25 protein-coding genes are annotated in these 21,243 nt (G+C 63.2%); 20 read left to right on the top strand and 5 right to left on the bottom strand.

The annotated features are described in order from the left end of the window. Positions 1-20: 20 nt before the first annotated feature. Genes flaF through AIOL_RS20710 form a run of 3 tightly spaced genes read left to right on the top strand, consistent with a single transcriptional unit; the run spans position 21 to position 1,614 of the window. Positions 21-398, top strand: coding sequence for a flagellar biosynthesis regulator FlaF (gene flaF / locus AIOL_RS20720; protein ID WP_049644728.1), 378 nt, complete (start codon positions 21-23; stop codon positions 396-398). After that, a complete protein-coding gene (gene flbT, locus AIOL_RS20715) occupies positions 395-799 on the top strand; it encodes a flagellar biosynthesis repressor FlbT (RefSeq protein ID WP_049644727.1) in 405 nt (134 codons plus the stop codon). The genes flaF and flbT overlap by 4 nt, the downstream gene beginning before the upstream one ends. Further along, positions 796-1,614, top strand: coding sequence for a DUF1217 domain-containing protein (locus AIOL_RS20710; protein ID WP_049644726.1), 819 nt, complete (start codon positions 796-798; stop codon positions 1,612-1,614). The genes flbT and AIOL_RS20710 overlap by 4 nt, the downstream gene beginning before the upstream one ends. 2 nt (positions 1,615-1,616) lie before the next feature. Here the strand turns inward: AIOL_RS20710 and AIOL_RS20705 are convergent, their stop codons facing one another. After that, positions 1,617-2,933, bottom strand: coding sequence for a FliI/YscN family ATPase (locus tag AIOL_RS20705; protein WP_049644725.1), 1,317 nt, complete (start codon positions 2,931-2,933; stop codon positions 1,617-1,619). Positions 2,934-3,014: 81 nt separating this feature from the next. Between AIOL_RS20705 and AIOL_RS20700 the strand changes: the two genes are divergently transcribed. From AIOL_RS20700 to AIOL_RS20660, 9 genes are read left to right on the top strand one after another with little or no spacing between them, the layout of a single operon-like run. Continuing rightward, positions 3,015-3,407 (top strand): FlgB family protein, encoded by a 393-nt coding sequence (locus tag AIOL_RS20700; RefSeq protein ID WP_152912620.1) that lies wholly within the window; start codon positions 3,015-3,017, stop codon positions 3,405-3,407. Positions 3,408-3,419: 12 nt separating this feature from the next. Continuing rightward, positions 3,420-3,812 (top strand): flagellar basal body rod protein FlgC, encoded by a 393-nt coding sequence (gene flgC / locus AIOL_RS25290; RefSeq protein WP_049644723.1) that lies wholly within the window; start codon positions 3,420-3,422, stop codon positions 3,810-3,812. A 9-nt stretch (positions 3,813-3,821) separates the two neighbouring features. After that, entirely contained in the window at positions 3,822-4,118 is a 297-nt protein-coding gene (gene fliE / locus AIOL_RS25285; RefSeq protein WP_049644722.1) for a flagellar hook-basal body complex protein FliE, read from the top strand. A gap of 4 nt (positions 4,119-4,122) precedes the next feature. Then, positions 4,123-4,392 (top strand): flagellar biosynthetic protein FliQ, encoded by a 270-nt coding sequence (locus tag AIOL_RS20685; protein ID WP_049644721.1) that lies wholly within the window; start codon positions 4,123-4,125, stop codon positions 4,390-4,392. Between the two features lie 3 nt (positions 4,393-4,395). Further along, the gene (locus AIOL_RS20680; RefSeq protein ID WP_049644720.1) at positions 4,396-5,112 is read left to right on the top strand and encodes a flagellar hook-basal body complex protein; all 717 of its coding nucleotides are present in this window, start codon (positions 4,396-4,398) and stop codon (positions 5,110-5,112) included. 21 nt (positions 5,113-5,133) lie between these two features. Beyond that, a complete protein-coding gene (flgG, locus tag AIOL_RS20675; RefSeq protein WP_049644719.1) occupies positions 5,134-5,919 on the top strand; it encodes a flagellar basal-body rod protein FlgG in 786 nt (261 codons plus the stop codon). Positions 5,920-5,921: 2 nt separating this feature from the next. Further along, entirely contained in the window at positions 5,922-6,356 is a 435-nt protein-coding gene (gene flgA, locus AIOL_RS20670) for a flagellar basal body P-ring formation chaperone FlgA (protein ID WP_394298941.1), read from the top strand. A gap of 13 nt (positions 6,357-6,369) precedes the next feature. Then, positions 6,370-7,098 carry a flagellar basal body L-ring protein FlgH gene (gene flgH, locus AIOL_RS20665; protein WP_049644717.1) on the top strand — a complete coding sequence of 243 codons (729 nt, stop codon included), beginning with the start codon at positions 6,370-6,372 and terminating at the stop codon, positions 7,096-7,098. A gap of 17 nt (positions 7,099-7,115) precedes the next feature. Beyond that, positions 7,116-7,625 carry a flagellar basal body-associated FliL family protein gene (locus tag AIOL_RS20660; RefSeq protein WP_049644716.1) on the top strand — a complete coding sequence of 170 codons (510 nt, stop codon included), beginning with the start codon at positions 7,116-7,118 and terminating at the stop codon, positions 7,623-7,625. Positions 7,626-7,685: 60 nt separating this feature from the next. Here AIOL_RS20660 and AIOL_RS20655 read toward each other — a convergent pair whose 3' ends face one another. Then, positions 7,686-9,575 (bottom strand): polysaccharide biosynthesis protein, encoded by a 1,890-nt coding sequence (locus tag AIOL_RS20655; protein WP_049644715.1) that lies wholly within the window; start codon positions 9,573-9,575, stop codon positions 7,686-7,688. A 133-nt stretch (positions 9,576-9,708) separates the two neighbouring features. Here AIOL_RS20655 and AIOL_RS25280 point away from each other — a divergent pair, with 133 nt between their 5' ends. The 3 genes from AIOL_RS25280 (at position 9,709) to AIOL_RS20645 (ending at position 14,040) form a co-directional block, all read left to right on the top strand. Beyond that, complete coding sequence (locus tag AIOL_RS25280) at positions 9,709-10,005, top strand: hypothetical protein (RefSeq protein WP_152912618.1); 297 nt, start codon at positions 9,709-9,711, stop codon at positions 10,003-10,005. Between the two features lie 63 nt (positions 10,006-10,068). Then, entirely contained in the window at positions 10,069-12,288 is a 2,220-nt protein-coding gene (locus tag AIOL_RS20650; RefSeq protein ID WP_049644714.1) for a M10 family metallopeptidase, read from the top strand. Between the two features lie 153 nt (positions 12,289-12,441). Continuing rightward, positions 12,442-14,040: an ABC transporter permease gene (locus tag AIOL_RS20645; protein WP_394298929.1), complete on the top strand. Its 1,599-nt coding sequence runs from the start codon at positions 12,442-12,444 to the stop codon at positions 14,038-14,040. A 1-nt stretch (position 14,041) separates the two neighbouring features. Here AIOL_RS20645 and AIOL_RS20640 read toward each other — a convergent pair whose 3' ends face one another. From AIOL_RS20640 to AIOL_RS20630, 3 genes are all read right to left on the bottom strand, one after another. Continuing rightward, complete coding sequence (locus tag AIOL_RS20640; protein ID WP_049644712.1) at positions 14,042-14,713, bottom strand: TerC family protein; 672 nt, start codon at positions 14,711-14,713, stop codon at positions 14,042-14,044. A 225-nt stretch (positions 14,714-14,938) separates the two neighbouring features. Beyond that, positions 14,939-15,598, bottom strand: coding sequence for a GntR family transcriptional regulator (locus AIOL_RS20635; RefSeq protein ID WP_082152710.1), 660 nt, complete (start codon positions 15,596-15,598; stop codon positions 14,939-14,941). 114 nt (positions 15,599-15,712) lie between these two features. Beyond that, positions 15,713-16,168, bottom strand: coding sequence for a hypothetical protein (locus AIOL_RS20630; protein ID WP_049644710.1), 456 nt, complete (start codon positions 16,166-16,168; stop codon positions 15,713-15,715). Positions 16,169-16,268: 100 nt separating this feature from the next. Between AIOL_RS20630 and AIOL_RS20625 the strand changes: the two genes are divergently transcribed. The 5 genes from AIOL_RS20625 to AIOL_RS20605 all read left to right on the top strand — a co-directional run bounded on the left by AIOL_RS20625 (position 16,269) and on the right by AIOL_RS20605 (position 21,232). Next, entirely contained in the window at positions 16,269-16,670 is a 402-nt protein-coding gene (locus tag AIOL_RS20625) for a MarR family winged helix-turn-helix transcriptional regulator (protein ID WP_049644709.1), read from the top strand. 75 nt (positions 16,671-16,745) lie between these two features. Further along, complete coding sequence (locus AIOL_RS20620; RefSeq protein WP_049644708.1) at positions 16,746-17,690, top strand: hypothetical protein; 945 nt, start codon at positions 16,746-16,748, stop codon at positions 17,688-17,690. Continuing rightward, on the top strand, positions 17,687-18,376 hold the full coding sequence (locus AIOL_RS20615) for a GltB/FmdC/FwdC-like GXGXG domain-containing protein (protein WP_049644707.1): 690 nt from the start codon (positions 17,687-17,689) through the stop codon (positions 18,374-18,376). Before AIOL_RS20620 ends, AIOL_RS20615 begins: the two co-directional genes overlap by 4 nt. Before the next feature lie 88 nt (positions 18,377-18,464). Beyond that, the gene (locus tag AIOL_RS20610) at positions 18,465-19,883 is read left to right on the top strand and encodes an FMN-binding glutamate synthase family protein (protein WP_082152828.1); all 1,419 of its coding nucleotides are present in this window, start codon (positions 18,465-18,467) and stop codon (positions 19,881-19,883) included. 185 nt (positions 19,884-20,068) lie between these two features. Beyond that, positions 20,069-21,232 carry an NAD(P)/FAD-dependent oxidoreductase gene (locus tag AIOL_RS20605; protein ID WP_049644706.1) on the top strand — a complete coding sequence of 388 codons (1,164 nt, stop codon included), beginning with the start codon at positions 20,069-20,071 and terminating at the stop codon, positions 21,230-21,232. Positions 21,233-21,243: the final 11 nt, after the last annotated feature.

The following is a 21,243-nucleotide window of genomic DNA, read 5'->3' as shown; positions in this document are numbered from 1 at the left end:
CCCTCTCGGAAGGATCCGACGTGAACGCTCTCGATCTGGCCCGAACGGCCTATTCTTCCGCAGCCGCCCCAATCCGCACGCATCAAAGCACCGAATTCGACGTCTTCGCGCAAATCACTGGCCGGATCAAATCCGCCATGGCGCGCGGTAAGCTCGGGTTCGCGGATCTCGCGGCCGCACTTGACGACAACCGAAAACTCTGGGTCCTGCTCGCCTCGGACGTGGCCGACCCAGGCAACGCCCTGCCGCGGCAGCTTCGCGCGCAGATCGTGTACCTGGCGGAGTTCTCGATGCTCCACACGACCAAGGTGCTCGACGGCAAGGCCAGCGCCGAAGTTCTGGTCGACATCAACACATCAATCATGCGCGGTCTGCGCCAGCAGGAGTCCGCAAGATGAGTGGCTTGATCCTAAAACTTGGTCCCAAGGAACGCGTTCTGATAAACGGCGCGGTGATTGAGAACGGCGATCGCCGGTCGCGATTCTCCATTGTGACGCCAAACGCGAACATCCTGCGCCTGCGGGACGCCATCCACCCCGAGGAGGTCACGACCCCCGTTCGACGCGTGTGCTACATCGCGCAGCTGGTCTTGTCGGGCGACGTTGAACCGGACGAGGCGAAACATCAGATCCTGCGCGGCATCGAGCAGCTCAGCCAAGCCATGTCTGATCCCGATAGCCGCAAACAACTCACCGCCGCGACCGAGGCGGTGATGGAAAAGCAGTTCTACCAGGCCCTCAAGGCGCTGCGCGACCTGCTCCCGCGCGAGGACCGCCTCTTGGCGGGCCGGATGCAATGACCTACCAGCCGGTCGTCCCGCTCAGCGGCTTCGCCGGCTGGACTTTCCTCCAGCGCACCCGCGAGAGCCAGCAGGAAGCGTTCGAAAACTCGCAGTTGATCCAGCGCAACACGACCTATTTCGAAGAGAATATCGGCGAAATCAAAACCGCTGAGGCGCTGGTCGATGACCGGCGCCTCCTGGAGGTGGCCCTTGGCGCGTTTGGCCTGGACGAGGACATCAACAACAAGTTCTTCATCCAAAAGATCCTTGAGGATGGCACGTTAGACCCTGACTCGCTGGGCAATCGGCTCTCGGACAAGCGCTATTTTGCCATGGCCGAGGCGTTCGGTTTCGGCGACTTCCCAATCCCGAACACAGAGCTGTCGGATTTCCCGCAGGAGATCACATCGCTCTATAAGGAACGCCAATTTGAAGTGGCAGTCGGCAATGCCGACACCAATATGCGCTTGGCCCTCTCCCTCGATCGCGAGCTGGACACGCTTCTGGAGGAAAGCACCACCGATGACGGGCGCTGGTTCCTGGTCATGGGTCAGCCCCCGGTGCGGCAGGTCTTTGAGACCGCCTTGGGCTTGCCCAGCTCCTTTGGAAGCTTGGACATCGATCTGCAGTTGACCGGGTTCAGAGACGCCGCCTCGCAGCGTTTCGGCGATGCCGAGGTAAGCCAATTCGCCGATCCGGAAAAGCGCGAGGAGCTGATCCGCCTGTTCCTTGTGCGGTCCGAGATCGCCGCCGGCACGGCAAGTATCACCGGCGCCTCAGCCGCGCTGACCCTGCTACAGAACGCCAATATCGGTGGCGGGCTCTTCGGCTAGGCCTAATCCCCGACGCATTGCGCAAGGGATTGAAAACTGGCCGTGATCCCCACATCCTCGCGCATGGTGATGAAGGTATCGAGCTTGGGGAAGGCCGCGATGGCCGCGTCGATATTCGCGTCCGTGCCCATCGTGTATAGCCCCGCCTGCACCATCATCTCGGACCGGTCATAGGTGCCAAGCAGGCTGCGCGCGGACGAGATGATTGCGTTCTCCGGCTCGGTCGCCGCGCCCGGCAGGGACCGCGACACCGACCGCAGCAAATCAATCGCCGGGAACCGACCGCGTTCGGCAATCTTTCGATCCAAGACCACATGCCCGTCCAGGACCCCGCGCAGCGTGTCCGCGACGGGCTCTTCCATATCGGATCCGGCCACCAGCACGCTGAACACCGCCGTGATGTCGCCGGTCTGATCGGTGCCGGGGCCCGCCCGCTCGCAAAGGGCGGTGATCAACGGCATGGTCGACGGCGGGTAGCCGCGCAGCCCGGCGGCCTCGCCCGCGGCCAAGGCGATCTCGCGATGCGCATCGGCGAACCGCGTGACGCTATCCGCCAAAAGCAGCACCTGCTTGCCCTCGTCGCGGAAATGCTCGGCCACAGCCATCGCCGTCCAGGCGCAGCGCCGGCGTACCATCGGCGCGGTATCGGACGTGGCGGCGATCACGACAGAGCGCTGCATGCCCTCGGCCCCCAGGACACGCTCGACAAACTCGCGCACCTCTCGCCCGCGCTCGCCAATTAGGGCGATCACAACCACATCGGCCTGCACGCCCAGCGCGAAGCGCGCAAGCAGCGTCGACTTGCCAATCCCCGAGCCCGAGAACAGGCCAATGCGCTGCCCACGCACCAGCGGCAACAGCGTGTTGAACACCTTCATGCCGGTTTCCAGCCGGGCCCCCAGACCGCGCCGCTCGGTCGGGTTGATGGGCGCCCCCCGCAGCGGGTAGATCTTTGGCCCCCGCAGGATCGGCCCGTCATCCAGCGCGTTGCCATAGGGGTCGATCACCCGCCCGATCCAGCTTGAATGGGGGGCGACGCCCTGCTGCGGGGTCATCACCACCCGGTCGCCAATTTGCAGGCCATCAACCTGCCCGTTCGGCAAGACCAGCGCTTCCTCGGTCGAGAGCGAAATGATCTCGCCCTGCACCGGCCTTTCCGCGGTCTCGTTCAGCCACACCAGATCGCCAAGCGCCGCAACGTCCGAGAGCCCCGCGACGGTGATCGTGCCCGACTTGATCGCGATGACCCGCCCCACCGGCCGCACCGGCGCGATCGCGCGCACCTCCGACATCAATACGTCCAAGCCAATGCTGTTCATCTGCCCTCCAAAAGATTTGCGACAACTTTTTCTAAACGAATCAGAGTTAAAGCTTGATTGAGGCAGAAAGGGAGAAACCCTTTGTTTGGACGGCTAGAGATCTTTCAAACCGCCATTGGTATGGCGAAACACGCGAGTGCGCGGCAGGCGAAGATCGCCGCGAATCTCGCAAACGCGGACACCCCGGGCTACCGCGCCCAGGACGTCAAACCTTTTTCCGAGACCTATCAAGCAGGGTCCTCGTCGGACGGGCTACGCGCCACCCGGCCTGGGCATCATTTGGGGCCGGTGACCGGCCAGGGCGCAATCGAGGCTTTTTATCGCCCAGACGGGCAGAGCCCCGGCGGCAACTCGGTTTCCATCGAGCGAGAGATGGTCGAGGCCGTGCGCGCGCAAAGCGCGCATAACCGCGCCATCACCATCTATCAAAGCGCGCTTGGCATTATGCGCAGCTCTGTTCGCACCGGTCGATAGGGAACCTGACAGATGAATGATATTCTAAGGACCCTAGAGGCCTCGGCCAGCGGTATGCAGGCGCAATCCGCGCGGCTGCGCCATGTGTCAGAAAACATCGCGAACGCAGACACGCCCGGCTACAGGCGCAAAACGATCTCTTTTAATGAGACGATGGAAGCCGGGCGTATGACCGGCAAAGTGGAAACGGGGCAGGTGCAGCTGGACCAGCGCGACCTGCCAGAGATTTTCGACCCCAGCCATCCTATGGCGGGCGAAAGCGGCAACTATTTCGGTTCGAATGTCGATCTGGTTGTCGAAATAGCGGACGCGCGCGAAGCGCAGCGAAGCTACGAGGCGAACCTCAAAATGTTCGAGCAGGCCCGGCAAATGTCCACCCGCTTGCTCGAACTTCTACGCAGATAGGAGTCATAGATGAACATCCGGTCCACCCTGGCCGCTGAGGCCTATATCAACACCCGTCCCGCCACGCAGCCGCAGCCCCTGCCCGAGGCGCAGCCGGTCGACACCGGCTTTTCCAAGCTGGCGGAGGATTTCGTCACCACCTTGCAAGAGGGCGAGGCTACCGCGAAGGCGGCCATGACCGGCGATGCGGACCCGCACGCTTTGGTGCAGGCCCTCGCTCAGACCGAACTGGCGGTCGAGACCGCCGTGACCCTGCGCGACAAGGTGGTCGAGGCCTACCAAGAAATCCTGCGGATGCCGGTCTAACGCCATGATGGATGAGCTCGTCTTCTACGACACGATGCGCCAGGGCCTGTGGAGCGCCGTTATGATCTCGACGCCAATTCTGGTGGTGGCGCTGATCGCGGGCCTGATAATTGGCCTGTTCCAGGCGCTGACCTCGGTGCAGGAGATGACGCTCACTTTCGTCCCAAAGCTCGCCGCAATTGTGGCGGTTTTCTGGGTCACCATGGGCTTTATGACCGAGACGCTTACCAGCTTTTTTAGGGGTCAACTGATCCCCCTCATCGCGGGCGGTTAGAGAATGGACAACACAGGCTACACAACGCTCAGTCGGCAGTCCGGGCTTATGCGCGAGATGCAGACCGTTGCGAATAACATCGCCAATGTCTCGACCACGGGATACCGGGCGGAGGGCGTGGTGTTCTCCGAGTTCGTGAAGGCCTTGGCGCCGGGCGAGCCGTCGCTTTCGATGGCGCATGCGAATGTGCGCGCGGTCGATTTTTCGCAGGCCGCGCTGAAACCAACCGGCGGGACTTTTGATTTCGGCATTGAGGGGGAAGGCTTCTTTTTACTCGAAACGCCAGAGGGCCAGATGCTGACCCGCGCCGGCAGTTTCACGCCGAATCAAGAGGGCGAGCTGGTGGCTCCGGACGGCGCGCGCCTATTGGACGGTGGCGGCGCGCCGATCTTTGTGCCGCCGGATGCGCGATCCATCGCGCTGGCCACGGACGGCACGCTCAGCGCGGACGGCACGCCTATCAACCAGATTGGGCTCTTCTTGCCCTCGGATCCCACGCAATTGGAGCGCCGCGGCGGGGCACGTTTCGCCGGTGGTGGAGAGCCCCTGCCCGTTGAAAACGCCGTGATCCTGCAAGGCTTCGTTGAGGGCTCGAACGTGAACGCGGTCAACGAAATCGCCCGCATGATCGAAGTGCAACACGCCTATGAGCTGGGCCAGAAATTCCTGGATCAAGAGCACGAGCGGGTCCGAAGCGTCATGCAGACCCTTGGAAAATAAATCAGGTAAAGGAGAGCCACCATGCGCGCCCTAAGTATCGCCGCCACAGGCATGAGCGCCCAACAGATGCGGGTCGAGGTGATTTCCAACAACCTCGCGAATATGAACACCAATGGCTACAACGCGCGCCGCGCAGAGTTCGCCGATTTGCATTATCAACAGATGGCGCGGGCCGGGTCGATCAATGCCTCCGACGGGACGGTTCTGCCGACCGGCGTGCAGCTTGGGCTGGGCGTGCGACCGGCCTCGGTCTCGGTGATGCTGTCCCAAGGCGCGTTGGAGGCAACCAACGGCGATCTCGACGTCGCCATCGAGGGCGAGGGCTACCTGGAGGTCACGCTGCCGTCGGGCAACTCCGGCTATACCCGTGACGGCGGGCTGAAACGCAGCGGCGACGGGCTCGTGGTCAATTCCGACGGCTACCCATTAGTGCCGAATATGACGATCCCGGACGATGCCGCGTCGATCTCGATCAACGCGGATGGCGAGATGTACGCGCATTTTAACGACCGCGTGAACCCCGAGCTGCTGGGCCAGATCACGCTGGCCGATTTCTCGAACCCAAAGGGGCTTGAGGCTATCGGCGGCAACCTTTTCACCGAAACCGCGGCCTCTGGCGCGGCCATTGTGGGGCCTCCCGGCGAGAATGGCCGCGGCACGCTTCGGCAGGGTTACATAGAGGCCAGTTCCGTTGATTCTGTGCGCGAGATCACCGAGCTGATCGAGGCGCAGCGTGGATATGAGCTGAACGCCAAGGTGATCACCGCGGCCGACCAGATGCTGGCCGCCACGACGCAGGTGCGTTGATGCTGCGCCTTAGCTGCCTCTTTGCCCTTCTGGCGTCCTCGGTCGCGGCCGAGACGCTTGTCGCCACACGGACAGTGCGCGCGCAGACCCTCTTGGGGCCTGAGGATGTCAAGGTGATCGAGCGGACCATTCCAGGAATGCTGTCCCATCTCGATGAGGCCGTCGGGCTGGAGGCGCGCGTTTCGCTTTACGCGGGTCGCCCGATCAAGCCCGAGGATGTCGGCCCGCCGGCGATTATCGAGCGCAACCAGATCGTAACGCTGATCTATCGCCGCGGCGGGCTGACCATCGCGGCGGATGCGCGCTCGATGGCGCGGGCCGGCGTGGGCGACAGCCTTCGCGTGATGAACCTGGCCTCTCGCTCCACGGTCACGGGGATCGTGCGTCAGGACGGCGCGGTCACTGTCGGCGGACCGGATCTAAGCCTCTACAACTAAAGGTCTAATCTTTATGCGCCCATTTCTTATGAGCCTGGCTCTTTTGACGGTTTTGATCGGCTGCGATCGGCTGGATCATATTGGCAAGGAACCCACATTCACGCCGACGCAGGGTACAGATGAATTCCATGCGATGATGAACCAGCCGCTTCCCATTGCGCTGGAACCCAGACGGGACGTGGATACCGCCTCGCTTTGGTCTCGGTCGCGTGGCTCGCTGCTTGGGGACCGCCGCGCGATGCAGCAGGGCGACATCCTCACCGTGGTGATCGAAATCGACGAGAAAGCGGAGATTTCGAATAGCACCAACAGATCCCGCAGCGGCTCCGAAAGCCTGGGCATTTCCGACTTCTTTGGAATCCCGGAGCGCATCAACCAAGCCCTACCGGACGGCGCGTCGCTGGATTCCGCCGTCTCCACCTCTTCCTCCAGCAGCTCCGGCGGCGACGGTTCCGTCAGCCGCAAAGAAAAGCTGACCCTGCGAATCGCCGCCACCATCAAGGGCGTGCTGCCAAACGGCGTGCTGCAGATCGTGGGGCGGCAGGAAGTCCGCGTGAATTTCGAGCTGCGCGAGCTGCTGGTCTCGGGATATGTTCGCCCAGAGGATATCTCGCGTCAGAACGAGATCACCTATGACAAGATCGCGGCGGCCCGGATTTCTTACGGCGGGCGCGGCCAGATCACCGATGTTCAGCAACCGCGCTACGGTCAACAAATCGCCGATATCGTGCTGCCCTTCTAAACCCGAGGCGAAGATCTATGCTTGGTAAAATTCTCCCGATCTTATTGGCCCTGATCGGCCTTGGCGCCGGCGTCGGCGCGGGGATCGCCCTGCGTCCAGAGCCCGACCCGATGGCCATGGACAACCCCTGCGGCGACGTTCACCACGAAGAAGACGAACATATGGAAGAGCCGAAGGAGGAAGACGACGAAGCGGAGAGCGGCGACTATGATTACGTCAAACTGAACAACCAATTCGTGGTGCCCGTCGTTCGCGACGGTCGGATCGGCGCCCTGGTTGTGATGTCGCTGAGCCTTGAAGTCGAACTCGGCCAGAACGAAGCGGTTTACCGCATGGAACCAAAGCTGCGCGATACCTTCCTGCAAGTCCTTTTCGACCACGCCAATGCGGGCGGCTTTGAGGGCGCGTTCACAAAATCGGCGCGCATGGACATACTTCGGACCTCGCTTCTGGAGGCCGCGCAAAGCACGTTAGGCAGTACCATCGCTGACGTTCTGATCACCGACGTTGTTCGTCAGGACGCGTAAACCGGTGGCGGTGCGGTGCGCCGAAACCGTATAGCGCCGCCCTGCCGCAAGCCTATGTGCTCACGCCGGGTGCTGTGTGTCCGGCGCCACGACATCTCCTTCGCCGCTCCAGCCTTCGACCCAACGACCAACCACACTTAGCGCGGCCTTCTCGTCGGCGGTCGCCACGGCCTCGCGCAGCGTCCGCAATGCCGAGGCCACTTCGATCTCAGAAAGCTTCACCTCACGCGCGGCAAAGATCTTTTCATGCGCGGTGGTCAGGTGCCCCTCGCCAATCAGAAGCTCTTCGTTGAGTTTTTCGCCGGGCCGCAGCCCAGTGATGACAACCTCGATATCCCCGTCCGGATTCTCGCGGTCCCGCACCGAATAGCCGGCGCCCTCAACCATCTGACGGGCGAGTTTTGCGATCTGGACCGGTTGCCCCATGTCCAGCACAAACACCTCGCCGCCCTTGGCGAAGCTTGACGCGCGCAGCACCAACCGCACGGCCTCCTGCACGGTCATAAAGTAGCGCTTAACATCCGGGTGCGTCAGCGTCACCGGGCCGCCACGCGCGATCTGCTCCTGAAAAAGCGGGATGACACTCCCGCTGGAGCCAAGCACGTTGCCAAACCGGACCATCGCAAAGATCGTGCCGTCACTGCGCGCTGCTAGGTCCTGCACCACCAGCTCTGCCAGGCGCTTGGAGGGCCCCATCACATTGGTCGGTCGCACGGCCTTGTCAGATGACACCAGAATGAAACGCTTCACGCCGGCCTCTAGCGAGGCCCTTGCCAATGTGGACGTCCCTAGGACGTTGTTGGCCAACCCCGAAAGCGCGTTCGCCTCGACCAATGGGACGTGTTTATAGGCCGCGGCGTGAAGGACAATGTCCACCTCGTGCTCATTTAGAACCTTCCGGGCCAGACGCGCGTCCGTCACAGACCCCAGAATGGGCACGATTTCGGTCCCAGCATCACGCGCGAGACCACCAAGCTCGGCGTTGATTGTGTAGAGCGCGAGCTCGCTAAGCTCATAGAGGACAAGCTTTGCGGGCTTGCCGGCCAGAACCTGCCGGCAGAGCTCGCTTCCAATGGATCCGCCCGCGCCCGAGACTAGGATCGTGCGCCCGGAATATTCGCTGTCTTCGGCGGGCCAACTGTCGCCCACCTGCGCGCGCCCAAGCAACTGGCCCGGCAGCACAGGCGCGAACTTTTCGACCAGCGCCTCTTCTCCAATGAGCTGTGCAAAGGATGGCAGTGCCTGCACTTCCAAACCGGTCTCTTCCAAGCGACGGGCGATCTGGGTCTGCTTCGGCAGGCTGAGCGATGGCATCGCCAAAAGGACGCGATCGACGCCACGCTCCGCGGCAAAGCTGGGCACGCGGCTGGGCTTTAGAACGGGCAGGCCCGCGATCCGCTGCCCTTGCAGCACCGCATTGTCATCGGCAAAGGCCACCGGAACGATGACATCATGCGCGCGCAGCGCGTGCGCCAACTGCAAACCGGTCGTGCCCGCGCCGTAGATCAGGACCCGGCACCTCGACGTATCGCGCTGGTAGACAAGCAACAGGAACTGCAGCATTGCGAACCGGGCAAAGACCGACGCCAGAAAGAAAACCAGCCCAAAAACAACGTATGTGCCCCAGCCCAGATCGAGCCCCTGGAAGCCCCCCAGAACACCCGCCGTAAGCGCCACCAACGCGGCAAACACCCCGGTCTTCTGGACGCCGCCATAATCATAGGCAACCAACCTGGTGTTTGGAATTCGCAACAAAATGCTAAGCGCCGCCGCCACCACCGCCACGAGGGCCAGCATCGGGGCCACGCGCCAGACATGTTCAGCCAACGCGCTCCACCCAAACTGCACAAGAATCGCAGAAAACAGCGCGATTGGAAGCAGCAGGATATCAACTAATACGAGAACGGCTTGTTTTTGAGCAAATGTTAAGTTTTTGATGTACTCAATCATTTCAAATCTGTATAACCCGTTTTGCACCTCCACCCAGGGCACGCCTTCAGAAATTCGACGCCGCTACCCCAAGGTTTTCAAAACCTTACGTCGTCCAGTTTACAAGTATGAGCTTTAAAGTCAGAAACTCTCGATGTCCATCATCATGATGTCATGTCACCGAATGGGCTGCAGATCGCTTACTTTTTGGGCCAATTATGGTCTCGGCGAGCCAATTCGCGACAAGCGCACCAAGAATTCAAGCTTACACAAGGATCATCCGACAATTGGCCCCTCTGGTGGTTCTGGGTTGATTCGCACCACCTATACGGAACTCTCGAAGCCCGAAATTCAAGCCACGCGTCCCGCCGCAAAATCATGGCGCGGCGCAAAAGTCGAACCCGTCAAGTGCGGGCAGAATGGAACGCATTTTAAGCATTTCCACGGCTGACTTGGGCATAAATTAAGAAGGCGATGCGAGTTTTGCGGAAGACAAACCGCGAGGATTCCCAAGGTGTGTACGATCTGCCAAGCGTTCCATCCTTTCGAGGACGAGTGCAGCTATAGCGCGCTCGCCGAGGACCGCCCGACCGGCATTCTGGCCGATTTCTTAGAGAACACTGACGCCCCCGGAGGCATCTCAACGCCCTACTCTTTGTCCGTGGGCGACACCCTTTTTGGAACGCTGTCTCGTTTTGACGTTGACTGGGTGGCCGTCGACGTCGTCGCCGGGCAGACCTACGCCATCTCGCTCAATTCGGCGGCCAGCGGCGGGATTGGCGATGCCTACTTGCGGCTGTACGACAGCGGCGGGAATTTCATCGGCTACAATGACAATGGCGGCACCGGCGACAACGCGTTTGTGAACTACACCGCCACCTATACCGGGACCATCTATGTCTCGGCGGAAGATTTCAGGTTTAGCGCGGGAGATTACGAACTATCCGTCGCCGCCGGGACCGCATATGCGCAAAGCAGCCTGGACCAGATCGCATCGCAACTGACCAACACCTATTGGGGCGGCACGCAGCGTGCTTTCAATGCGAGTGTCAGCGACACGATCACGGTGAACATCACCGGGTTGACGGCAGAAGGGCAACAGCTTGCGCGATGGGCATTGGAGGCCTGGACGAATGTAAGCGGGCTCCAATTCCAAGAGGTGTCGAGCGGCGCGCAGATTACCTTTGATGACAATCAAAGCGGCGCATATGCCAACTTCAGTTACTCTGGCGGCACAATCCGGTCGGCGACCATCAACGTGTCCACGGCATGGCTGTCCAGCTATGGCACCACCATCGACAGCTATTCGTTTCAGACCTACATGCACGAGATCGGGCACGCGCTCGGCCTGGGACATGGCGGCCCGTATAATGGCTCGGCGGAATACGGCAACGACAACAGCTATCTCAACGACAGCTGGCAGCAGACGGTGATGTCCTATTTCAGCCAGTCCGAGAATTACAATGTGGTGGGGGATTTCGGCTACACGGTGTCGCTGATGGCGGCGGATATTGTGGCCATTCAGAACCTCTACGGCAGCAATGTGACCGCCCATGCCGGAGACACCGTGTACGGCGCGAACTCTACGGTGGGCGGCTATCTGGGCGACTACTTTCAGCATTTCTTTGGCGAGGTGGCTTCGGATCCCGCCGTCTACGACGGGAACTATACCGCCGTCACAATCTATGACACGGGCGGCACCGATACGCTGGATTTCACGCCGGTGACCAGCGACCAGTTGATCAACCTCTATGCCGAGGCGGCCTCGAATGTCGGGGGGCGCATCGGCAACCTGGTGATCGCGCGCGACACCACCATCGAGAATGTGAATTCCGGGGCAGGCAACGACACGCTTATCGGCAACGAGGTGGGCAACGTCCTGGTCGCGCGCGGCGGCAACGACGCCGTCTATGCCGGCAACGGCAATGACTCCGTTCTGGGCGGGAACGGCGATGACCTCTTGAACGGCGATAATGAGAACGACACTCTCAACGGCGGCAATGGGAATGACACGGTCACCGGGGGCCGGGGGGACGACTCGCTGCTGGGTGGGAACAACCACGACATCCTTTTTGGCTGGCTCGGCCTCGACACATTGAACGGAGGCGCGGGCAGCGACACCTTGATCGGCGAAGAGGATAGCGACCTGCTGGACGGCTGGTCGGGCAACGATTTCCTTTATGGCGGCCAGGGCTGGGACACGCTGATCGGCGGCGGCGGCAATGACAGCCTGAGCGGGGATAGCGAGGACGATCAGCTCTTTGGCGGAAATGGTCAGGACACTTTGGCGGGTGGAACTGGGCGCGACTTGCTGGAGGGCGGCGACGGCGCGGATCAGCTCTGGGGCTGGATCGGCGATGACACTCTGTCCGGCGGCGTGGGGAACGACCTGCTGGTTGGCGAGGATGGCAACGACTACCTGGTAGGTTGGCTGGATGACGACACACTGGACGGCGGCGCCGGTGACGACACGATGAACGGCGAAGGCGGCAATGACCTGTTCGTGTTCTTCGACTTCCACGGCAACGACACGATCCTGGGGTTCGAGGCCACCAATGACGCCGAGGATATCTCGCTGGCCGGGATCACGGGGCTGACCAGCTTTGCGCAGATGCAAAGCTCAGGAGCGATAAACCAAGTGGGCGCGGATGTGGTGATCGACACCGGCACGGGCACGATCACCCTGGCGGGTGTATCGCTGGGGGACCTGGACCAAAACGATTTCGTCTTCTAGGCGCACGGCGGGTTACAACCGCACAGATTGACGTCGCTGGTTGCCGTGCGGCGGGTTCCTGACTAAAACGCTCCCTTGTCTGCGGAGTGAAGCGTCAAAACCTTGTCCACGAAACCAAATCATAGATGGACGCTCGGCGGTCGCGGTCTTGCGGTGTTGGCGGTTGCCGTCGCGGTGATCTGTGTTTTGCCGCATGTCGCGGTGATATTGGCGGCACTTACAGGCGGGACAGAGACGCTGTCCCACCTCGCAAGCACCGTCTTGTGGCGATATACCGGGTCCACGCTGGCGCTGGTCGCAGCGGTGGGATCACTGGCGTTTCTCATTGGCACCGGCACGGCATGGCTGGTCGTCATGACCGAGTTTCCGGGGCGCCGCTGGTTAGAGGTCGCCTTGGTGATACCCCTGGCCTTCCCCGCCTATGTGCTTGCCTATGCCTACACGCATATCTTGGACCACCCGGGCATCGTGCAGGCGACCCTGCGGGGCGTCACGGGCTGGGGGCCGCGCGACTACTGGTTCCCAGAGATCCGGTCCTTGGGCGGGGCCGCCGCCATGCTGGCCTTGGTGCTGTACCCGTATGTTTACCTCTTGGCCCGCGCGGCTTTCCTCGGGCAAAGCGCAACAACCTTCTTTGCGGCGCGCGCGCTGGGCCGAAAGCCGTGGAGCGCCTTTCTGACGGTCTCTTTGCCCATGGCCCGCCCCGCCATCGCCGCGGGCGTCCTGCTGGTGGCGATGGAGACCATCGCGGATTTCGGCACGGTCAGCCATTTCAGCGTGCAGACCTTCGCCACCGGCATCTACAGCAGCTGGTTCACCTTCGCCGACCGCGCGGCCGCGGCGCAATTGGCGCTGGGTCTTTCGGCCTTCGCGCTGCTGCTTGCGATGACAGAGCGACTAAACAGGGGGGGCGCGCGCTACCACGCTGGCAAGCGCCAGGAAGGGATGAGCCGGATGGACCTGCGGGGCGGTCTTGGCTGGGTCGCGGCGGCGGGGTGCCTGTTGCCCGTGCTGCTTGGGGTGATCGTGCCGGTGATCACCCTGGTGTCGATGGCGATTGGCTCAGAGCAGGACCTGCTGAGCCGCCGCTACATCGGTTTCATTCAGAACTCGCTGACGCTCGCCGGTGTGGCCGCCGCGGTCACCCTGTGCGCGGCCCTGGTGCTGGGCACGGTGCAGCGCGCCTGGCCGGGTCGGCTGTCGACGACCAGCTTCTTTGTGGCGCGGCTGGGATATGCGGTGCCCGGCGGCGTGATCGCTGTCGGGTTAATGGTGCCCTTCGCGGCCTTTGACAACGCGCTCGACGCCTGGATGCAGGCGAATTTTGGCATCCGCACCGGGCTTTTGATCACCGGCTCGATTTGGCTTTTGATCGGCGCCTATCTGGTGCGCTTTCTTGCCGCCGCGCTTGGGGCTTACGAGGGCGGCATCGCCGCGGTCAGCCCAAACATGGACGCGGCCTCGCGAGTCCTTGGGCACTCGGTGTTCTCGACCCTGCGCCGGGTGCATGTGCCGATCTTGGCGCCGAGCCTTCTGACCGCGGCGCTGATCGTTTTCGTGGACGTCATGAAGGAGCTGCCCGCGACGCTTATCCTGCGCCCGTTCAACTATGACACGCTGGCCGTGCAGGCCTTTCGGCTGGCCTCGGACGAGCGCCTAGAGGGCGCGGCGGTGCCCAGCCTTGTGATCGCGGCGATTGGTCTGCTTCCAGTCGTTTTGTTGTGCAAACGGGTGGCGCGGCGGCAGCGCTAGGTCAGTGCCCGCCCTTGCCCAAATGCATCCCCTCGACGAGGCCCAGCATCGGGCCAATCCCGTGGTTGATGTCAAAGAAGCCGCGGAACAGCATCTCGCCGGCCACATAGACAAGCACCACCAGGCCCAGCCAAGAGATCCAGGGGTAGTGCGTCAGCAGTTTCATGATGATCGTCGCGCAGAACGCCATTAGGACAATCGCCAGGCCCAGCCCAAAGACCAGCATCACCCTGTCACCGTCGGCGATCGCCGCCACGGCCAGCACGTTGTCCAGCGACATGGACACATCGGCGATGGTGATCGAGATCAGCGCCGAAAGCATCGTGCGCTGCGGCGCGCCCGTATAGCCGCCCGCGGGGTCCCCCGCCGTCGCCATCGCGTGTTCGGCCTCGGCGCCGGCGCCCTCGCGGATCTCGACAAAGAGCCGCCAACAGACCCAGATCAGCAACAGCGCCCCGACGAAGAGAATGCCAGGAATACCCAAAAGTGTCGTGGCGATGACCGCGAACACGATGCGAAGGACCGCGGCGATCACCATGCCATAGATGATGGCCTTGCGGCGCAGCTCTGGCGAGAGCCCGGCGGCGGCCATGCCGATCACCAATGCGTTGTCGCCAGACAGGATCAAGTCAGCAATGATGATCTTGCCAAAATCCATTGCCGTGTCGATCATCGCCTGCCCCGCGCTCTATTCCGGCGAAGGGCCGGTATTTACATGTGCGCTGGCATTTAGGAGCGCGACCGGCGCGTTGCAAAGCAGAGCTTGCCTTCGCCGGCCAAGGCGATGCGGCAGCACCACACATTCCGCAGAAAGCCGACCAATATCGGGAAAATTGAGACCGATGCGCCGATAATTGAGACTCGCAGTCTTATTAATCTTTGCAGTCGTGCAAAAATCTTAGGAATGCAGCCCGCGCATCTGCAGGTCGAATCCCGCTTGGATATGGCGGGTGAACTCCTCAAGCGCCTCGGTCCTGTCACCGGTCGCGATGACATCCACCAAGGCCATATGCTCGCCCAGCGACAGCGACAGATCCACGTTCTCAATCGTCGCGAAGATCTGAAAGGCCATCGCCTTGCCCCAGATCATGTCGAACATCTCCAGCAGGTAACGGTTCCCCGCCAGCTCGACAAAGGACCGATGGATCGCGCGGTTGGCCTCGAAATAGGCGCGGGCGGAGTGATCGTTCAGCCCTTCCTCGCGCGACACGATCTCGCGCAGCATAGCGATCTCGCTTGGGTCGTTGCGCACCGCAAGGATGCGCGCCGCCTGGCCCTCGACGGCGGCGCGGGACTGGTAAAGCTCCTTCACCTCGTCATCGTCCATCTGATACAGCCGGAACGTGCCGCGGTTGGACACCGTCAGCACGCCCTCCTGCTCGAGCCGCATCAGCGCCTCGCGCACCGGCGTGCGGCTGATATTCATCTCTGCGGCCAGCTTTTCCTGGATCAGGTTGTCCTCTGGCCCGATCTCGCGCCGCTTGATCGCGTCGACCAGCTCGTCATAGACCTCGTCCGCCAATCGGCGTCGCGCGGGTTGGATGGATTTGAGGGCCATGGGCGAAACTCACTCTGCTCTGTATCCCTGTATACAGGATTCAGAAATACAGACGCAAGGTGTGCGGCCGCACCCACCCGGATCCATGATCCGGGGATTCGCCCTAACATTCCCCTAATTTTCTGCCAAATCCGCTGCGCCACGCTGCCGCAGCCAGACCGGAAAGCTCAGCAGAACCGCCGAGGCCGACACGATCGTCATCACCGTGCCCGGCATGAAGTTCGCATAGCCCGGGAAGTCCACGAACAGCAGGTACCCCACATCCGCCAGCCCGCCGACCATGCCCGCGACCCAGATCGCGGTGAGGTTCCCGCGCCAGATGAAATAGGCCGCGATCACAGTGGCCGCGCCGATCCAGCCCAGGTTCCAACCATGCTGATGCAAGATCCCGCCCACCGCAGGCGCGTAGTCATGCTGCAGGCTCGCCGGGTCGACCGCGTCAGCCACCGCCGCGAAGCCCCCGCTGGCGTCGCTGGACAGGATGATCACCCCGGCCAGCATATGCACCAGTCCCCAGACCACCCAGAGAATAGCGGCGGCCCGCAAGGCCATCTGTTGCGCGTTGGACATCTTGTACCCCTTTGCCGTTGCGCCGCCACGCGGCGCTGATTAGGTTGATGAAGTCAACTTAATCCAAAGGTGGACTTTGTCAACCAAAGACGATCAATCTATGCGCATCGCCGTCTCGGTGGACCGGCTGATGCGGCGCATCCACGGGCAACTGCAACAGAAAGCCCCCGCCGTGGACGTCGAGAATGTGGGCCCCTGGGGCGGCATGATCCTGATGACCCTGGCCGATCTTGGCGAGGCGCCCATCCTTGAGCTCGCCCAGCACATGGCCCGCGACAAGTCCCAAATGACCCGTAAGCTAAGCGAGCTAGAGCGCAAGGGCCTGGTCGAGCGCCACACCTCCGAGGGCGACGCCCGCGTGCGGCTAATGCGGCTGACCCCGCGCGGCGCGGAGTTGGTCCAAGACCTGCAGGGCGTTCTGGGCGACGTTCTAGACGGGCTGCTGACCGGGTTCAGCGCCGAGGAGCGCGCGCGTTTTCTTGCGCTGCTGGAGAAGCTTTAACCTCTGGGACGCGATTCCCTCTTGCCCTCTCGAGATCTCTGTATACTGTATACAGTAGCCAAGAGAGGAGCCAAAATGTGTGGAATCGCAGGGCGCATTCTGAACGCGCCGGGCCAGGTCGGGCGGGATCTCGTCGATCTGATGGACGCCCAAGAGCATCGCGGCGCCGATAGCACCGGCTTCGCCATCTACGGCCCGCCGCGCGAGGCCGGGTATGTGCTGCGCGGCATGGGCTATGATAAATCCAAGGTCGACGCCGACCTGGTGGACCTCAAGGCGATCATGACCGACCACGGCGCGGACTTCGCCGCCGACCCGCAGGTGCTGACCGATGCCGCGCCCTATTACTGCTTCCGCGTCGAGATGACCGACCCGCGCGACCTGGCCGCCTGGGTGGCCGACGCCGACACGCTGACCGACCGGATCGAGGTGCAAAGCTGCGGGCGCAGCCTGGAGATCATCAAGGATGTGGGCGGCGCGGCGCAGGTCGCCGATAAGCACGGCGTGCGCGACATGGAGGGCACGCATGGGCTGGGGCATGCGCGCCTGGCGACGGAATCCGACGTGCGCCCCAACGCCAGCCACCCCTTCTGGGCCCGCCCCTTCAGCGACGTGGCCATCGTGCATAACGGCCAGATCACCGACTACTTCACCAAGCGCGACCAGCTGACCCGGCAGGGCTACCGCTTCTTGACCGAGAACGACTCTGAGCTGATCGCCGTCTGGGTCAGCGACCAGATGAAGGCCGGGCTGACCATGCCGCAAGCGCTGACCAAGTCCATCGGGTCCATCGACGGGGTCTTCACCTACATGATCGCCACGACCGACGGGATCGGTTTCGCCAAGGACCGCTACGCCATGAAGCCCCTGGTGGTGATCGACCAGGCGGGCGACCTGGCCATGGCCACCGAGGAGCAGGCCGTGCGCCGCATCTTCCAGGGCGAGGAGGACGTGATCAACTATGACGGGCCCTCCATGACCGCGCTCTGGGGCGTCGGCAACCGGAGCCTTGCTGCATGACCCATATTGTCGACGTCGGCGAGCGCCACATCCGCGAGATCAACGAGGAAATCCAAGAGGCCGCCGCACGCGGCGACGAGATCCGCGTGGTCAACACGCTGAGCCGCCACAACCTGGGCGTCGGGCTGCCGGATGGCTGCAAGATCAGCTTTGAGGGCTCGGTGGGGTATTACTGCGGCGGGCTGAACACCGGCGCCCGCATCGAGGTCGAGCGCAACGCGGGCTGGGCCGTGGGCGAGGGCATGTCCAAGGGCCACATCACCGTGGGCGGCTATGCTGGCATGTCCGTGGGCGCGGCGATGATCAACGGCACAATCCATGTGAAAGGCGACGCCGGGCCGCGCTGCGGCGTGGCGATGAAGGGCGGCAACATCGTGGTCGAGGGCAAGATCGGCTACCAGTCGGGCTTCATGGCGCATCAGGGCAAGATCATCGCCCTGGGCGGCGCGGGCGAGAGCTGCGCCGACGCGCTGTGGTCGGCGGAGGTCTGGGTCGCGGGCGACGTCGACAGCCTGGGCGTGGACGTGAACGTCGTAGAGCCCACCGCCGAGGAAGTCGCCGAGGTGGACGCGATCCTGGACCCGCTGGGCCTGGTGGATTCGAGCCGAAACTGGCGAAAAATGGTCGCCGGAGAGCGGCTTTGGTATTTTGAGAGCCGAGACGCAAGCGCGTGGCTGATGATCTAGAAAGCAAGGCGGGACAAGTCCCGCCCTACAGAGGGTGCGCCTCGCCGCGTAGGGCGGGATTTATCCCGCCGCCCGACAGGAGAAGATGATGTCCGAACCGTACAGCTACCCGTTCGAACTGCCGCCCGAGGACGAGATCCGCTTTGCCGATGCGGGCGCGATCGAGGGCCGCCCGGCTGGCGTCCCGTCCAGCTATGACGAGGGCGGCTCCACCCGCTGGACGCCCGAGGCGATCTCGGAGGTGCACGCCCTGGCCCAGCTGGGCCGTTACCAAGTGCGCGGCTATAACACGTTCAACAAGCGGATGCCGACCTTTGACGACCTGACCTTCGTGCCCGCCACGATGACCCGTCTGCCGCTGGAGGGCTACCGCGAGAGCTGCACCACCAAGACGATCCTGGGCGGCGGGCGCGGCACGGATGTGGTGGCCAAGCCTCTGGAGTTGGATATCCCGATCTACATCGCCTCGATGTCCTTCGGCGCGCTCAGCGCCAACGCAAAGGCCTCGCTGGGCTATGGCGCCAGCCGCGTGGGCACGATGACCTGCACCGGCGAGGGCGGCATGCTGGAGGAGGAACGCGAGGCCTCCAACAAGCTGGTCTATCAGATGTCCCCCGCGCGCTATGGGATCGACCTGGATCACCTGCGCCGCGCCGACGGGCTAGAGATCGTCGTGGGCCAGGGTGCCAAGCCCGGTACCGGCGGGCTGTTGCTCGGCATGAAGGTCAGCCCGCGGATTTCGCAGATGCGCACCCTGCCGGAGGGCGTGGATCAGCGCTCGACCATCCGGCACCCGGACTTCCTGGGCGCCGATGATCTGGCGGTGAAGATCGAGGAGCTTCGCATCGCGACGAACTACCAGGTGCCGATCAGCCTCAAGATGGGCGCCACGCGCCCGCGCTACGACGTGGCCATCGCCGCCAAGGCGGGTGCGGATATCGTGGTGGTGGACGGGGCCGAGGGCGGCACTGGCGCCTCGCCCGAACTGCTGCTCAACCACACCGGCATCCCGACCATGTCTGCGATCCGCGCCGCGCGTGAAAGCCTGGACGAGTGCGGCATGTCCGGCAAGGTCAGCCTGGTCGCCGCGGGCGGCATTAGGTCCGGCGTGGACGCGGCCAAGTGCCTGGCGCTGGGTGCGGACGCCGTAATGATCGGCAACTCGGCCATGATCGCCATGGGCTGCAACTCGCCCCGCTACCTAGAGGATTACGCCAAGCTGGGCACCTCGCCGGGCGCTTGCCACCACTGCCATACCGGGCTCTGCCCCGTGGGCGTGGCCACCCAGAACCCCGAGCTGGAAAAGCGCATGGACCCGCATGCGGGTGCCGAGCGTGTCGCGCGCTATCTGACGGCGATGACCATGGAGATCACCGCGCTGGCCAAGGCCTGCGGCAAGTCCAGCGTGCATAACCTGGAGGTCGAGGACCTGCGGGCTCTGAGCTTTGAGGCCTCGGCCTTCACCGGCGTGAAGATGGCGGGGATCGACCGGGCGTTCGATTGGTAACGCGCGCGACACCCATCCCGGACCTGATCCGGGATCTGCTATTGCCCCGGTGTTAGAGGTCCGGGGTCAAGCCCGGGACGGGCAGGCGCCTGCGGCCAGGCTTAGGGCGATGGAGCATCCGCAGACCGAGGCCGCGCGCGGGTTGCACGATATGCTGGAGGGCATGGCCGCAAAGGGAGCTTGAGATGACGGGAACAGCGCTGCCAGACAAGGCCGATGTCGTGGTGATCGGCGCGGGCGTTATGGGCGCGGCCATCGCCTGGCAATTGTCTCAGCTCTCTGACCTGCGCGTGTTGGTGCTCGACAAGACCGGCCCCTTGGGCGGCATGTCGGGGCGCACCTTTGGGCAGGTGCGGATGCATTACTCGAACGCGCTGACGCTGCAGATGGCCCTCTATGGCATTGATTTCTTTGCAGATTGGACGGCGCGGGTCGGGATTGGGGCGAGCGGCTATGTCCCCATGGGCTACCTGCTGACAGTGACCCCGGATCAGGTCGCGCCCGCTCAGCGGAATGTGGATCTCGCCCGGTCGCTGGGGATCGAGACCGAGTTCATCGGGCCGGATCGCATTGCGCAGATCGAGCCCGTGATAAACACCGACGGTCTTGTTGGCGGCGCCTGGGACCCGGCGGGGGGCTATATCGACGTCACCAAGATCACGCTGAGCTGGCTGGCGGCGGCGCAGGCGACCGGGCGTGTCGCGCTTGCGCGCTCCGAGGTTGCGGCGGTCGGGGCCGGTCACGTCTCTACCGAGCGTGGCGACATACAGGCCGGTCACATCGTGTGCGCGACCGGACCATGGACCGGCGGCTTGGTGGACGTTCCCATCGAATCGCGCCGGCTGGACACGATGTATCTGCAATTGCCGCGCGGCGCGGGGCGGCTCTCGACCTGTGTGACCGATGGCACGGCGAATATCGTGCTGCGGCCCGACATGGGCAACACTGTCCTTGCTGCCGCCTATCCGCCCCAGATGGAGCTGGTCGAGGATCCCCTGGTGGTGCCCACGCAACACAGCGAGGACGCCCATTTCGGGCGGATCGAGCGGGCCATCCAGACGCGGTTCCCGGGCCTGGCCGGGGCCGCGCCGCTTAGGTCCGTCAGCGGGACATATGACATCACGCCCGACTGGCACCCGGTGCTTGGCCCGGTCGACGGGCGCCCCGGCCTGCAGCTTGCCTGCGGCTTTTCCGGTCATGGGCTCAAGCTTGCCCCCGCGGTCGGCCTTAGCATCGCCGAGGGCATCCTGGGCCGCCCCCTGAGCTTTGACATCCACCCCTTGCGCCCAGAGCGCTTCGCCCAGAACGAGCCAATGTATCTCGCCTATGGACCCGGCGGGCGGGCCTGAGTAGGGAGGCG

The organism is Candidatus Rhodobacter oscarellae, assembly GCF_001078595.1.
GTDB lineage: Bacteria > Pseudomonadota > Alphaproteobacteria > Rhodobacterales > Rhodobacteraceae > Rhodobacter_B > Rhodobacter_B oscarellae.
This window is presented reverse-complemented; position numbering and strand designations above follow the sequence as displayed.